Here is a 14,619-nt window from a genome sequence, read left to right as displayed (position 1 = left end):
CGTCGCCGGACCGTGGCCCGGCGACGGACAGCTTCTCAGGGCTGGCGCGTGCGGAAGCCCGCGCCGCCGGCGCTGAGCGCCACCGGCTCCTGCGGCGCGAGCGCGTTGCCGTCCAGGCGGAAGCGCTCGATCCGGCGGTCCATCATGCATTGCACGAGCACGCCGCGGCCGTCCTTGGTCCAGACCGCGCCCTGGCACCAGCGGCCGATGGGCGCCTCGGCCACCTTCTGCAGATCCGTGCCCGAGAGCGCGTAGACGCGCAACAGGCCCTTGTCGCTGAAGAACGGCGAGGTCTTGGCGAGGTTGCTGCCGTTCTCGACCACCACGGCCGCGTGGCGCCCGTCCGGCGAGATGGTGATGCTCTCCGGCGTCGGCCCGACCGTCACGGTGTTGACGACGCGCGAGGGCTTGGCCCGCAGGTCGATCACGCTGACGGTGTCGTGGTCGCCGCTCGACGTTCCCACATTGGCCACGAGCGCGAGATCGCCGTTGGGCGTGATGTCGATCCCGTAGGGGCGCACGCCCGCCGTGAGATCCCGCTTGGCATACGTCACCTTGCTGCCGTCGACGGTGAGCACCGAGACCTTGCTGTCGCCGTCCCGCGTCACCAGGGCCTCCCGGCCGTCGCGGGTGAAGACCACGTGGCTCGGCCCGGCCTTCTCGTTGCCGAGGTCGACCTTGCCGGCCGGCGTGACCTCGCGCCCGTTGATCGTGAAGACCGAGAGCGTGCCCTCCGCCCGGTTGGCCACCAGCGCCAGCTTGCCCGTGCGGTCGATCGAGACGCCCGCCGCACCCTTGCCGGCCTGCAGCGTCGCCGCGACGCGCGGGGGCGTGCTCGTGAGGTCGATCACGCTGAGGCGGTCGTCCGGCACCAGCTTGCCGCGATCGTTCGGATCGAGGCGGTTAGCGCTGGTGACGAGGGCGAGGCTCTCGTCGGGGGCGATGGCCACGGATTGCGGCGGCCCGACCACGCTGGCAGGCGCCTTCACCTCGCCGAGCACCTTCGGCGGATTGGTGGAGAGGTCGAGGACCGTGACGCTGTCCTCGGCCGGCCCCGACGCGGCGGCCGGCACGCCGGCATCCGTCAGGACCGTGTGGCCGTCATTGGCCGAGACGGCGATCTCGGCCCTGAGCGGCAGGGCGAACAGGGTCGTGGCCGCCACGGCCGCAGCCGCCTGCAGACGCATTCGCATCGTCACATCCTCCCGGCAGGGCGCGGTCGTTCATCGCCGCACCCGACGGGGCGATCCTAGAGCATTTTCCGACGAAGTGGATACCGGTTCGTCGTAGAAAATGCGGCAAAATCAAAAACCTAGAGCAAGATCCGATTGCAACGCGATCGGATCTTGCTCTAGACGAGATCGCATCGGCAGACCACCGCCTCGCTTGTTGACCGACGCCTTCCGTAAGGTTTCGACGACCGGTGCGGGGCCGGGCCGGATCAGCGCCGCAGCAGCCGGCGCCAGATCGTCGACCAGACCTGCTTCATCACCGCCTCGGCGGTGAGTTCCCGGCGGTTCAGCGCCGGGTCGCCCTCGCCGAGGCGACGCACCAGCACCTCGGGCGGGCAGGGCAGGCCGGTGCGCGGGTCGACGTAGCGCGGATAGGCGATGAGCGTGCCCGCCACCAGCTCGTCGAGCGAGAGCCGCCGGGTGCGGCGCGGGCAGGGCGGGCTCTCGGTCAGCCCCCAGCCGGCGTAGAAGGGCAGGCCGTGCGTGGTCACGGGCTTGCCGCGCAGCAGGGCCTCGAAGCCGATCAGCGAGGTCAGGGTCTCGATCCGGTCGGCGGCGTCGATGGCGTCGGCCGCCGAGACGTCGCGCAGGACCACGTCGGCATGCGCCTTCAGTTCCTCCGGCGGCACCCAGCCCGGGCGCAGGCCCGCCTCGACGTCGGGGTGGGGCTTGAAGGCGATGACGGCGTCCGGATGCCGCTCGCGCGCGAGGCGCAGCAGGCCGGCATTGGTGCGCACGCCCACCGTGCCGAGACGGATCGAGGCGTCGTTCTCGACCTGGCCGGCCACCAGCACCACCGGGCCGGGCCGCGGCATCGGCGGCACCGGCGCCCCGCCGACATTGTACTTGCTGACCCGGGCCTTCACGATCGCCTCGCGCAGCCGGGCGGCCCGGGCGAGCAGGGCGGGCTCGAAGGTGGCGGTCTCCAGCAGGGTCTCGAGGTCGCTCGGCGCAGTGGGATCGTAGTAGACGCCGGTCGCGTCGAGGACGTGCGAGGCGCCGGGGCGGAGCGCCACCCCGAGCCCGATCGAGCGCAGGAACCCGTCCTCCATGCGCAGGAGCGGCACCCCCGCGGCCCGGCAGGCCTCCTCCGTGCCCTCGGGCGCACGGCTCGCCCAGGCGACCACCCGGTCGATGCCGTCGAGGTCGGCGGCCTCCACCCGGTCCTTGGCGCGGGGGATCGCGGGCTTGTTGCCGGGGGAGGACAGGGTCTCGATCACCCAGCGCCGCTTCCACGACGAGAAGCCGAGGCAGAGGGTGCGGGCGGCATTCTCGCGCCGGCGCGCGGTGACGAGCGCCAGGGTGTCGAGGGCGTCCTCCAGCCGGCAGGCCTCGCCGCCGTAGGGGTCGAAGTAGCGCGAGCAGACGAGGTAGGCGGCGGCGAAGACCTCGTCGGGCCGGCGGCGGCGCGAGCGGCGCGCGAGGTGGAGGCGGTCGTCGGTGAAGCCCCAGCCGGCGTAGAACGGCATCCCGAGACAGGCGACCGACCGTCCGGCGAGCGCGGCCTCGAAGCCGACATGGCTCGTCACCGTGTAGAGCCGGTCGCAGCCCTCCACCAGCGACCACGCGCCGACCGGATCGGCCACGAACCGCGCCCCGCTCCGCGCCGCGTCGGCCGCCGTGAGGTGGCCCGTCGCCCCGAGGGGCGCGGCGGGATCCATCACCACCACGCGCTCGGCCCGCGGATGCTCGGCCGCCGCGGCGTTCAGCATGGCGGAAAAGCTCGCCGGGCCGGCGAGCCCGAAGCCGACCGTGGGGTCGCCCCGGGCCTGATCGACGATGACGACCCGGCCGGCCGCAGCCGACCCGGCCCCGGCCCGCTCCAGGGCCTGCGCGAAGGGGAGGCGCCGGGGATCGTTGTCGAGACTGAGGTCGAGCCGGCGCAGCGCCGCGCAGGCCTTCTCCGCCCGGGCCAGGATCTCCTCGGTCTCCCAGCCGCCCTCTTCGAGCATGATCTCGAGTTCGCTCGGCGCGGTGGCGTCGTAGTAGATGCCGAGCCCGTCGACGATGTAGCTGAGGCCGCGCGCGGCCGGGGCGCCCGGGATGCGCAGGAAGCCGTCGTCCCACCGGTCGGTGAGGCGCACGCGCCGGGAGGTGGGATCGCTGCCCAGTCGCCGGGAGCGGCGCGGATTCGGCACCTCGTCCTCGGAGACCGTCCGGGGCCACAACCGCTTGAGCTTGCCGCCTTCCATCCGTCGCTCGCGTACGCCGCCGGCCACGCGGCGCGGGTGAGGGGCCGTTCCACATCGCCTCGGCGGCGTCAAGCATGGACGCTTCCGGCGGGTGCGCCGGACGGCTATAGGGGCGCGCGGCGTCCCGCCCGCGCAGAGGAGCCCCGCCGCATGCCCGTCATCCTGATCACCGGCGCGTCGAGCGGGATCGGCGCCGCCCTGGCGGAGCACTACGCGGCGCCCGGCACCACCCTGGCGCTCAACGCCCGCGGCCCCGAGCGCCTGGAGGCGGTGGCGGAGAGCTGCCGCCGCCGGGGCGCCGCCGTGATGGCGCGCGCCCTCGACGTGCGCGACCGGGCAGGGGTGCGGGCCTGGATCGAGGAGGCGGCCGCGGGGCGGGGACTCGACCTCGTCATCGCCAATGCGGGCATGAACGGGGGCCACGCGGAGGGCGGCATCGAAGCGGAGGCGACCGCCTTCGCGGTGGTGGAGACGAACCTCCTCGGCGCGCTCAACGTGGCCTTGCCGTCCCTGAGCCTGATGCAGGCGGCGGGGCGGGGCCAGGTGGGGCTGATCTCCTCGCTCGCCGCCATCGCGCCCCTGCCGGACGCCCCGGCCTACAGCGGCACCAAGGCGGCGCTGCTCGCCCACGGACTGGCGCTACGCGAGAAACTCGCGCCGCGGGGGGTGCGCGTCAACGTGGTCTGTCCCGGCTACGTGAAGACCGCGATGGGCGGCAACTACCAGGGCTGGCGCCCGCTGGAGATGAGCGCGGAGGCGGCGGCCCGGCGCATCGCCAAGGGCCTGGCCCGCGACGAGGCGGTGGTCGCCTTCCCGGCCGCGCTCGCGGCGGCGGCCCGGGGCGCCGCGCTGCTCCCCGAGGGCCTGCGCCGCCTCGGCATGCGGGGCTTCAGCTTCAAGATCCGCGAGAGCCGGTAGCGGGCGGCATGCGGATCGCCCTGTTCGCCCTCGAAGCCCTGCCCAACGCCCGCGCGGTGCGCCGCTTCGTGGCCGACCACGCGCACGAGATCGCCTTCGTGGGGCTGTCCGACGCGGAGCGGCCGAGCACCGGCGGGCTGGTCGGACAGGTGCGCCGCCACCTCGCGCGCTCGGGGCCGGGCTTCCTGCCCTATCTCGCGGTGAATTTCGGCCTGCCCGACCTCGCCCGGGGGCTCGCCCCGGCGACGCAGCGCCTCGCGGGCACCCGGGACGTGCCGGAGGCGACGCCGCTCGCGACCCTGTGCGACCGCCTCGGCCTGCCGCACGCCACCATCGCGGACGTCAACGGCCCGCAGACGCGGGCGCTCCTCGCCCGGCACCGTGCCGACCTGATCCTCTCCTATCATTTCGATCAGATCTTCGACGCCGCGACGCTCGCGGCGGTGCCGGTCGGGGGCCTCAACCTCCACCCCTCGCTGCTGCCGCGCCACCGCGGGCCGGTGCCGACCCTGCACGCGCTCCTCGACGAGACGCCCGCCTTCGGGGTGAGCGTGCACCGGCTCGATCCGGAGATCGACACCGGCGCCCTCCTGGCGCAGGAGGCGGTGGCGCTGCCGGCCGACGTGACGGCGACGCGGGCGGCCATGCTGCTGCACGAGGCGGGGCGCCCGCTGGTCGAGGGCGTGGTCGCGCGGGTGCGGGCGGAGGGGCGCCTGCCGGAGGGCCGGCCGCTCGCGCGCGAGCCCTATTGCGGCTTCCCGACCCGGGCGCAGCTCACCGCCCTGAAGCGGCGCGGACGCCGCCTCGTCGATGCGCGGGATCTCTCGGAGGCGCTGAGCCTGTCGCTGCGGGGCTGAGCGACTTGGCCGCTCAGCTGCGCCGCGCCATCAGCCGCTCGACCAGCGAGCCGCCGCGGTTCAGCTCCTCCACCTCCTCGGCGAGCGCCGCCACGGTGGTGCGGATCTGCTCCGCCGTGTGCTCGGAGGTCATGAAGAAGCGCAGGCGTGAGGACCGCTCGGGCACCGCCGGGTGGATGATCGGCTGCACGTTGATGCCGCGCTTGAACAGCCGGTCGGAGAGGGTCACGGCCCGCAGCGAGTCGCCGATGATTACCGGCACCACGGCGAGGCCGAGGCTGAATCCGGTGTCGAGGCCGCGGGCGCGGGCCTCGGCGACGAACAGGTGGCCGTTGCGGCGCAGCCGCTCGACCCGCTCGGGCTCGCGGCGCATCACGGCGAGCGCCGCCGTGGCGGCCGCCGCCAGCGGCGGGGACATGCCCACCGAGTAGACGAAGCCGCCCGCCGTGCACTTCAGGTACTCGACCAGGGCCGCGCAGCCCGCGACGTAGCCGCCGCAGGCCGAGAGGGTCTTGGACAGCGTGCCCATCCAGATGTCGACCGAGCGCGGGTCGACGCCGCACTGCTCGTGCAGGCCGTGCCCCTCGCGCCCGAGCACGCCGAGGCCGTGGGCGTCGTCCACCATCAGCCAGCAGCCGTAGCGCTCCTTGAGGGCGACGAAACCGGCGAGGTCGGGGGCGTCCCCGTCCATGCTGTAGAGGCCTTCGATCACGATGAGCGCCCGGCGGTGCTCGTGACGCGTGGCGTGCAGCAGGGATTCGAGGGCGCCGAGGTCGTTGTGGGCGAAACTGCGGCGCTGTGCGCCCGAGAGCTGGGCGCCCGTGACCACGCTGTTGTGGATCAGGGCGTCGTGATAGATCACGTCCCCCGCCTCCATCAGCGCCGCGATCGTCGCCACGTTGGTGGCGTGTCCGCTCACCATCACGATGCAGGCTTCGGTCTCGTAGTGGGCGGCGAGCGCGCGCTCCAGCGCCACGTGGCCCGGCCGCTCGCCCGCCACGATCCGGCTCGCCGAGGCCGAGGTGCCGTAGGCGACGATCGCCTCCTGGGCGGCGGCGCTCACCTCCGGATGCCCGTTGAGGCCGAGATAGTCGTAGGACGAGAAGTTGATCAGCGTCTCGCCGTCGATCCGGGTGGTGGCGCCCGCCTTGGCGTCGTGCATCCGGAAGAACGGGTTGCCGAGCCCGATCAGCTCGGCGGCGGAGCGCTGGAGCTTCAGCTCCTTGTAGCCGGGCAGCGACTCGAATTCCTGCGCCGGCACGAGGGCGGTGGGCTTCGCCGCGGGCCGCGCGGGCGCCGGACGGGCCGGCGCCTTGCCGAGACGGGCGGAGACGAAGCCGGCCAGTGCCTCGCGGCCGCCGGAGGGTTTGGGTGCGCTCATCTACAGGATCACCTTGATCTCGCGGCTCTTCTCCTCGACCAGCGCGTGGAGCGGATCGAGCTGACTCGCGTCCAGGCTCTCGCCGGTATGGCGCTGGGCGAGGCTCAGCACCGCCGCCGCGCCCTCGTCCACCGGGGCCGCCACCGACTGGATGAGGGTGTCGGCCAGTTCGTTGACGGTCTGCCCGCTCGACGCGCCCGCGGGCGGCGCTTCGAGGCCGAAGCGCTCCTGCAGGCTGGCGCCGAGTTCGACGCCCATGAGCGAGTCGAGGCCGATCTCCGAGAGCTGCCGCACCCGGCTGACGTCGTCCTTGGGCAGGCGCAGGATGCGGGCGACATCCTCGACGATCGCGTCCGCCACCACCTTGCGCACCTCGTCCACGTCGAGGCTGCGCATCAGGGACGAGATGCTGATCGCCGTGACGCCGCCGGCCTCCGCCTGCTGGTCGGAGCCGAGGCCGGCGTAGCTCGGGGCGCGCAGGGTGGCGAGGCGCTCGCGCGCCTTGCCCCAGTGCATCGCCGCGATGGCCACCACCGCGTCGTCCGGCGCGGCTCCCTGCACGCCCAGCGCCTCGGCCATCAGGTCGAGGGACTTGCGCGCATCGACCGGCGTGACGCCGACCCGCTCGGACAGGGCTTCCATCACGGCGCGGTTGCGCGCGAGCACGCCCACGTCGCCGATCGCGCCCCAGGCCACCGCCATCGCCGGCAGGCCGAGCCGGCGGCGCTGGCGGGCGAGGCCCTCCATGAAGCCGTTGGCCGCCACGTAGGCGCCCTGGCCCGGGTTGCCGATGAAGGTCGTGGCCGAGGAGAAGACCACGAAGTAGTCGAGGGACCGCGTGCGGGTGAGCGCGTCGAGGTGGATCGCGCCCGCGACCTTGGGCGCGAGCACCGCGTCGAGGGCCGCCGCGTCGAGGTTGGCGATCAGGCCGTCCTGCAGCACCATCGCGCCGTGGATCAGGCCCGCGAGCTTCGGCCCCCCGGCCTCGACCTCGTCGAGGAGACGCGCCACCGCATCCCGGTCGGTGATGTCGCAGGACTTCACCCGCACGGAGACGCCGCGGGCGGCGAGGTCGGCCAGGGTCGACAGCGCCTCCTCGCTCGACGGCGCCTTGCGGCCGACGAGGACGAGGTGCCGGGCGCCCCGGTCGGCCAGCCAGCGCGCCGCCTCGATGCCGAAGCCGCCGAGTCCCCCGGTGATCAGGTGGCTGCGGTCGGGCGCCACCACGAAGGGCTTGCGGGTCTCGGCCGGCACCGTGCCGGCCTTCGGCGGGGCGATGACGATCTTCCCCACGTGGCCGGATTGCTGCATCAGCCGGAACGCGTCCGAGACCTCCTCGGCCGCGAAGGGCTGGTAGGGCAGCGGCTTCAGCGACCCGTCCGAGAAGAGCCCCATCACCTCGCGGAACAGGCGCTGGCCCTCCTCGGGGCGGAACTGCAGCAGTTGGTCGAGGTCGACGCCGAAGTAGGACAGGTTGCGGCGGAACGGGCGCAGGCCGATGTGGGTGTTGGCCACGTAGTCGCGCTTGCCGAGTTCGACGAAGCGGCCGAACGGCTTGAGCGCGTTGAGGCTGCGCTCCATCGCCTCGCCCGAGAGGCTGTTGAGCACCACGTCGACGCCCTCGCCGGTGATGCGGCGCACGTCGTCCACGAAGGCGAGCGAGCGGGAATCGAGCACGTGCTCGGCCCCGAGCGCCTTCACGAGGGCGCGCTTCTCGTTCGAGCCCGCCGTGGCGATGACGCGCGCCCCGCGCAGGAGGGCGATCTGCAGCGCCGCGAGACCGACGCCGCCCGCGCCGCCGTGCACCAGCACCCACTCGCCCGCCTTGAGGTTGGCGAGCGTCACGAGCCCGTAATGGGCCGTGAGGAAGGCGACCGGCGTGGTCGCCGCCGCCTCCAGGCTCACGCCCTGCGGGGCGGGCGCCACCACGGTCTCGGGCACGATCACGTGGGTGGCGAAGCCCGACTGGGCGAAGGCCACCACCGCGTCGCCGGGCTTGACCGCGGTCACGCCGGGGCCGACCGCCGCGACCCGGCCGGAGCATTCGAGGCCGAGCCGCGGACCCGCGAACCCGTCCTCCAGGATCTCCTCGGGCAGCATCGAGAGCGCCCAGAGCACGTCGCGGAAGTTGAGGCCGGTGGCCTCGACCGCGATCTCCACCTGGCCGGGGCCGGGGGCGGCGCGCTCGGCCGGTCCCCAGCGCATCTCGTTGAGGCCGCCCGCCACGCTGCGCTCCAGCCGCGCCGCCGGGGCGGGGCCCGCCTCGCGGGCCGAGCGCAGGCCCGCCGAGCCCGGCGCGAAGCGCACCACCCGGGTGCGGTCGTCGTCGATGACGATCTCGGTCTCGGGCGTGCCCGACAGGATCAGGTCGCGCAGCCGCTCGGCCGTGCGCTTCGACGTGAGGGCCGAGGAGAGGTCGACGCGGCGCACGTCGAGGCTCGACACCTCGTTGGCGAGCGTGCGGGTGAAGGCCCACACGCCGGCCTCGATGCTGCAGCCCTGCCCGCCGCGGTCGCGGGTGGCGCCGGGGCAGACCACCCAGAGGCGGGTCGGGCGCGTGCCGAGATGCTCGACGCAGCGCTTGAGGTTGAGGCAGCGGTCCCGCAGGCGCTCGGCCGGCTCGCCGCGGCGCGCGAAGGCCCCCGCGAGGTAGACCACCGTGTCGGGGGTCTCGCGCTCCAGCTCCCGCAGGGAGGCTTCCGAATCGAGGATGATCGAGACGTGGACGCCGCTCGCGACGAGCAGCGTCGCCAGCGAGGAGGCGGTCTCGGCCGCGAAATCGTCCTCCGAGCCGATCACGAAGGCGAAGGTCTGGCCCGGAGCGGGCTTGGGCCGCGGCGGCGCCTCGGCGAGCAGCAGGAGGTCGCTGCCGGTCTGGGTCGCGGCGCGGTCCGCCGCCACCTTGACGAGCCCGGCCGCCGACAGCGTGCGCTGCCAGCCCGCCACGTCGTCGAGGCGCCCGACTGGCAGGTCGGCCTCGCCCTCGAACCAGCCGGGGTTGAGGCCGAACACGAGGTCGCGGAACAGCGAGGCCGCCGGCTCGATCGCCGCGAACAGGCCCCCGGTGGCGAGGCTCGCCGCCAGCCGCCCGAGCAGGTCGCGGTCGCTGCGGTGCAGGACGTCGCTCGCCAGCACGGCGTCGACGCTCGCGGGCACGAGGCTCGCGGGATCCTCCACCACCGTGACCCCGGACGGCAGGGCGAGGCGGGCGCGCTCGGCGAGGCGGCGGTCGGCCTCGAACACCGTGAGCCGTGCCTCGGCGCCCTGCGCGAAGGCCGCGACCTGGGCCGAGAGCGGCCCGAAGCCGACCTGGAGCAGGCGCAGCGCCCGGTCGCGCGGCAGCGCGGGGGCGCTGCGCTCGATCAGGTTCATCAGGGTCGCGGCCGAGGCGCGCACCGTGGCGCCCCGCAGCGCGAAGGCGTCCAGCGCCGCCTGCGGCAGGGCGGGCGCCCGCTCCAGCGTGCCGTCGAGGATGCGGGCCACCACCGCCCCGAGTTCGGCGCAGAGCAGCAGCTCGGCCGAGAGGTCGGGATGGTCCGCCGCGATCCAGCGCATGATCTCGTCGGGATCCGGCAGGGTGACGTCGGTGCGCAGGCGCCAGCGCGCATCGCCGAGGCTTTCGGCGAGGCCGCTGCCTTCGAGGGCCAGGATCTGGTTGACGAACCACGGCCGGAGGTCGGCCGGCACGCGGGGCAGCGCCGCGAGGTCGAGCACGCCGCCGCGGGCGAGCCCGCGCACCAGGCGGTAGGCAAGCGAGGTCGCCCAGCCTTCGAGCAGCATGTGGCCGGCCGAGAGCGCGGCCTCGCCCTGCACCGTCACGCCGCCGGCCTGCCGCCGGATGACAGCCGCGACCGCGGGCTGCGGCTCCAGCGGGATCGCGGTCGGCTCGGTGGCGAGTTCGGTCGATTGCGTGATGAGGTAGGCGTCGAGCTCCCCGCCGCCCTTGGCGCGCAGCGCCTGGAAGCGGCCCTCGCGCAGGGTGGCGATCACCTCGCCGGCCTCGTCCACCAGGGTGAAGTCGGCCAGGATGCTGCGCTCGTTGCAGCGGCGCGTGCGGATAACCGCCCGGGCGATGACGGCGCCGGGCCGCAGCAGGCGCACCTCGCCGAACCGCACCGGCACGTAGGCCTTGCCGGCATTCTCGCCGAGGAGATCGGCGAAGAGCAGGATCAGGCCGTGGAAGCAGGAATCGAGGCGCGCCGGCACGAGGCCGTAGCGGGCGTTCGGCTCGGCGGGCAGCAGCTCCGAGACGATCGTCGCCTCGTCGAGGCGCGCGCTGCGGGCGACCTGCCGGAAGCTCGGGCCGAAGCCGAGGCCGGAGGCGACCGCGCGGCGGTAGAGTTCTTCGCCGGTCACGGCGGATTCGTCGGGCACGGCCGCATCGGTCCGCGGCGGCACCGGCGCGTCGCCCTCCACCACCTTGGCGACGGCGTGGAGCTGCCAGGGCGCCTGGCTCAGGCGCGGACGCGACAGGATCTGGACGAGGTTGGCGCCCGGCGCGAAGCGGGACATCACCTCGCGCAGGCCCTCCTCGGCGAAGACCATCGGCTGCTGGATCTCGACATCCGCCAGGGTGACGGACTCGCTGCCCAGGTGCTCGCGCGCCACCGCGAGCGCCATCTCGACGAAGGCCGCGCCGGGCAGGATCGCCTGCCCCTCGATGCGGTGGTCGTCGAGGTCGGGCAGGGTCGCGATGTCGATGTGGGACTGCCATTCGAGCCCGCTGGCGAAAAGCCGCGAGCCGATCAGCGGATGGTAGGCCCGGGGGCCGACCGCGGCCGCGACCTCGGTGGTCTCGGCCAGCCGGAAGGGACGGCGCTGCCAGGCGTAGGTGGGCAGCGCGACCGCGCCCTGCGGGTCCTGTCCGAAGGCCACGGCCTCGTCGACCGCCGCGCCCTGCACGAGGGCGGAGGCGAACGCCCGCAGGAAGGGATCGCCGCCCACCGGCTTCTTGTTGAGGACGCCGACCGTGGCGGCATCGATCCCGAGCGGCTCCAGGCAGTCGCCGATATGGGGCAGGAGGGTCGGCCGCGGGCCGACCTCGACGAAGACGCGGACGCCGCGCTTGGCCGCGGCCTGGACCGCCTCGCTGAAGCGCACGGGCTCGCGGATGTTGCGCCACCAGTAGCCGGCGCCGAACTGCGTGCCGTCGAGGACGTCGCCCGTCACCGTCGAGGCGAGCGCCACCGTGCCGGCGGCGGGCGCGAGGCCCTTGAGGTCGCGCAGGAGCGGCCCCTCGGTGGGGTCCATCAGGCGGCCGTGGAAGGCGTAGTCGAGGTCGAGCTTGCGCCCGCGGCGGCGCTTGCGCGCCAGCGCCTTCATGGCGGCATCGATCGAGGCCACGGGCCCGGCCACCGTCACGGCCTTGGGGCTGTTGAGGGCCGCGATGTCGAGGTCGGGATACTCGACCAGGAAGGCCTGCACCTCCTCCACCGGCGCGAGCAGCACCGCCATGGTGCCGAGCCCCCGGGTCATCTCCTGATGCTTCGAGCGGTGGAAGATGACCTTCACGGCCTGATCGAGGCTGAGGATCCCGGCGCCCTCGGCCGCCGCGATCTCGCCGACCGAGTGGCCGAGGATCACGTCGGGCTTGACGCCCACGGCCCGCAGGGCCGCCGTCGAGGCGCTCTGGATCGCGAAGATCAGCGGCTGCGACACGCTGGTGAGCGCGAGGCGCTCGTCCAGATCCTCGGCGAACAGGGCCTCCTTGAGCGACCAGCCGGCCAGCGGCCGGAACAGGGCGTCGACCCGGTCGAACCGCTCGCGGAAGACGGCGCTCTCCGCATAGGCCTCCTGGCCCATGCCGGCCCACTGGCTGCCGTTGCCCGAATACACGAAGGCGACCGCGCCGGCGCGCTCGACCGCGGTGCCGAGCGTGGCGCCGGGGGCCTCCTCCTCGGCCGCGACGGCGCGCAGGGTCGCGGCCATGTCGGCGGCCTCGCCGAGCGGCACGGCGACGCGCACGGGCAGCCGGTCGCGGCGATGAGCCGCCGCCGCCGCGATGCGCCCGGCCTCGGCCGGCTCCGCCGCGAGGCGGTCGGCATAGGCCTCGGCGAGTTCGTTGAGGGCCGCGCGGGTCTGGGCCGAGACGAGCAGCACCTCGGGCGCCGCGGCCGGGGCGGTCGCCCGGGCCGGGACGGCGGGCTTGGGATCGGTGAGGACCTTGGGATCGGTGAGGACCACGTGGGCGTTGGTGCCGCCGAAGCCGAACGAGTTGACGCCCGCGAAGCGCTCGGCCCTGGTGCGGGGGAGGGGCCGTGCGGCGGTGTTCACCGCGAGGTTCAGCTCGTCGAAGCGGATCGCCGGGTTGAGGGCGTCGCAGTGGAGCGAGGGCGGCAGGAGGTCGTGCTCCAGCGCGAGGCTCGCCTTGAGCAGGCCCGCCAGCCCCGAGACCGGCTCGGTATGGCCGATATTGGTCTTGATCGAGCCGATCGGCAGCGGCGCCTGCCGGGCGCGGCCGAGCCTGCCGCCGATGGCGCCGGCCTCGATCGGATCGCCGACCGGCGTGCCGGTGCCGTGGGCCTCCACGAAGGCCAGCGCGTCCGGGGCGATCCCCGCCTCGCGGTAGATCTCTTCGAGCAGCACGCCCTGCGCGTAGCCGGAGGGCAGGGAGATGCCGGTGGTGCGCCCGTCGGAATTGACCTTCGAGGCGGCGATCACGCTGCGCACCGCCGCGCCCGCGCGCGCCGCCGCCTCGGCGGATTGCAGCACGAGCACGACGCCGCCCTCGGAGCGCACGTAGCCGTCCGCCTGCGCCGAGAAGGCGCGGCATAGGCCGGTGCGCGAGAGCATCGACGCGTTGGAGAAGGAGATGAAGTTGAACGGGCTCGCCAGCAGGTTGACGCCCGCCACCAGCGCCGTGTCGATGCGCCCGGAGGCGAGCGCCGCCACGGCCGCGTCGAGGGCGACCAGCGAGGACGAGCAGGCCGTGTCGAGGGTGAAGCTCGGACCCTTCAGGTCGAAGATGTAGGAGATGCGGTTCGACAGGATCGACAGCGTGTTGCCGGTCGCCGCGTAGGCGTCGCCCGAGGCCGCGTCGAGCACGCGCAGGTTGCCGTAATCGAGGGACGAGGCGCCGACGAAGACACCGATCTCGCTGCCCGCCACCGCCGAGGGGCGCAGGCCCGCATCCTCGAACGCTTCCCAGGTCAGCTCCAGCAGCAGGCGCTGCTGGGGATCCATCTGCTCCGCCTCGCGCGGCGAGATGCCGAACACCGTGGGATCGAACGACCAGATGTCGTCGAGCACGCCCGCCGCCCAGGTGTAGCTCTTGCCACGCTCCTGAGCCCGGGGATGGCCGAGACGCTCCTGGGACCAGCGGTCCTCCGGCACGCGGGAAACCGCGCAGCGCCCTTCGCTGAGGAGCTGCCAGAGACCGTCGATGCCGGTGGCACCCGGGAGTCGGCAAGCCCGACCGATGATCGCGATGTCAGGACGATGTCTCACGTTCGCTTCGCACGCTCGCTGAAGACCAGAGGACGGGGTTTCCGGCCCCGGGCAGACATGGCAACCCATAGTATGAGGCACTACCTGAGTCCAACCCTGGGGCTGGTCGAAGGCCGCTCAACTCGCACTGAGAGGCTACAGGTGTTGCCGATCATCCTCAGTCAACTTCATGTCGCAAAAGGCAGCACATTGCTCTTCTCGGCGCCATTGTGGCCTGCACCGGGACGAGCACGGGCGAGGTCACGAAGTCGTCGAGGCCCGATCGCGACCCTCAGTTGTCTGGAACGCTAATAAGCCTGCAATTCGGGTCGCAATACGGCAGACCGTGAATGGCGGGAAGTTAACCTTGACAGTTCAGGCCGGCCGCCGGCCGAGTCCAGCGCCGGGGCCGGCGCGACGGAAAGTCAGAAGGCCTTGAAGGTGATGATGGTACGGGTGTCCTGAATATCGGGGATCGTCTGAACGTTCTCGGCGACGAAGTGGCCGATATCGACCCCGTCCTCCACGTGAAACTTCGCCAGCACGTCGTAATGCCCGGCCGTCGAGTAGATCTCGGAGGCGATTTCCCGGTCGGCGAGCGCGCTCGCCACGCC

The 14,619-nt window shown here is 73.5% G+C and carries 7 protein-coding genes; 2 read left to right on the top strand and 5 right to left on the bottom strand.

The window, feature by feature from the left end; translation table 11 throughout:
- Positions 1–35: 35 nt before the first annotated feature.
- Complete coding sequence (locus ACKUB9_RS28580) at positions 36–1,193, bottom strand: YncE family protein (RefSeq protein ID WP_407530004.1); 1,158 nt, start codon at positions 1,191–1,193, stop codon at positions 36–38.
- Between the two features lie 248 nt (positions 1,194–1,441).
- Positions 1,442–3,424: a capsule polysaccharide biogenesis protein gene (locus ACKUB9_RS28575; RefSeq protein WP_407530000.1), complete on the bottom strand. Its 1,983-nt coding sequence runs from the start codon at positions 3,422–3,424 to the stop codon at positions 1,442–1,444.
- Positions 3,425–3,574: 150 nt separating this feature from the next.
- On the opposite strand from ACKUB9_RS28575, the gene ACKUB9_RS28570 reads away from it, so the two are divergent.
- Positions 3,575–4,342 (top strand): SDR family NAD(P)-dependent oxidoreductase, encoded by a 768-nt coding sequence (locus ACKUB9_RS28570; RefSeq protein WP_407529998.1) that lies wholly within the window; start codon positions 3,575–3,577, stop codon positions 4,340–4,342.
- A gap of 8 nt (positions 4,343–4,350) precedes the next feature.
- Positions 4,351–5,199: a formyltransferase family protein gene (locus tag ACKUB9_RS28565; protein ID WP_407529996.1), complete on the top strand. Its 849-nt coding sequence runs from the start codon at positions 4,351–4,353 to the stop codon at positions 5,197–5,199.
- A 13-nt stretch (positions 5,200–5,212) separates the two neighbouring features.
- Here the strand turns inward: ACKUB9_RS28565 and ACKUB9_RS28560 are convergent, their stop codons facing one another.
- The 3 genes from ACKUB9_RS28560 to ACKUB9_RS28550 all read right to left on the bottom strand — a co-directional run bounded on the left by ACKUB9_RS28560 (position 5,213) and on the right by ACKUB9_RS28550 (position 14,616).
- Positions 5,213–6,580, bottom strand: a complete 1,368-nt coding sequence (locus ACKUB9_RS28560) for an aminotransferase class I/II-fold pyridoxal phosphate-dependent enzyme (protein WP_407529994.1) — start codon at positions 6,578–6,580, stop codon at positions 5,213–5,215.
- Complete coding sequence (locus ACKUB9_RS28555; protein ID WP_407529993.1) at positions 6,581–14,026, bottom strand: SDR family NAD(P)-dependent oxidoreductase; 7,446 nt, start codon at positions 14,024–14,026, stop codon at positions 6,581–6,583. It abuts the gene before it with no gap.
- 404 nt (positions 14,027–14,430) lie between these two features.
- Positions 14,431–14,616, bottom strand: a complete 186-nt coding sequence (locus tag ACKUB9_RS28550; protein WP_410825970.1) for an Lrp/AsnC ligand binding domain-containing protein — start codon at positions 14,614–14,616, stop codon at positions 14,431–14,433.
- Between the last annotated feature and the right edge of the window lie 3 nt (positions 14,617–14,619).

This window comes from Methylobacterium oryzisoli, assembly GCF_046557895.1.
GTDB classification, from domain to species: Bacteria; Pseudomonadota; Alphaproteobacteria; order Rhizobiales; family Beijerinckiaceae; genus Methylobacterium; species Methylobacterium oryzisoli.
Note: the sequence above shows the minus strand (reverse complement) of the source record. Positions and strands in the feature narration are given on the sequence as shown.

What these genes read in the sequence shown, in the direction of transcription:
- ACKUB9_RS28575 (WP_407530000.1), bottom strand. Translation starts at nt 3,424, where the DNA reads ATGGAAGGCGGCAAGCTCAAGCGGTTGTGGCCCCGGACGGTCTCCGAG.
- ACKUB9_RS28570 (WP_407529998.1), top strand. Translation starts at nt 3,575, where the DNA reads ATGCCCGTCATCCTGATCACCGGCGCGTCGAGCGGGATCGGCGCCGCC.
- ACKUB9_RS28560 (WP_407529994.1), bottom strand. Translation starts at nt 6,580, where the DNA reads ATGAGCGCACCCAAACCCTCCGGCGGCCGCGAGGCACTGGCCGGCTTC.
- ACKUB9_RS28565 (WP_407529996.1), top strand. Translation starts at nt 4,351, where the DNA reads ATGCGGATCGCCCTGTTCGCCCTCGAAGCCCTGCCCAACGCCCGCGCG.
- ACKUB9_RS28580 (WP_407530004.1), bottom strand. Translation starts at nt 1,193, where the DNA reads ATGCGAATGCGTCTGCAGGCGGCTGCGGCCGTGGCGGCCACGACCCTG.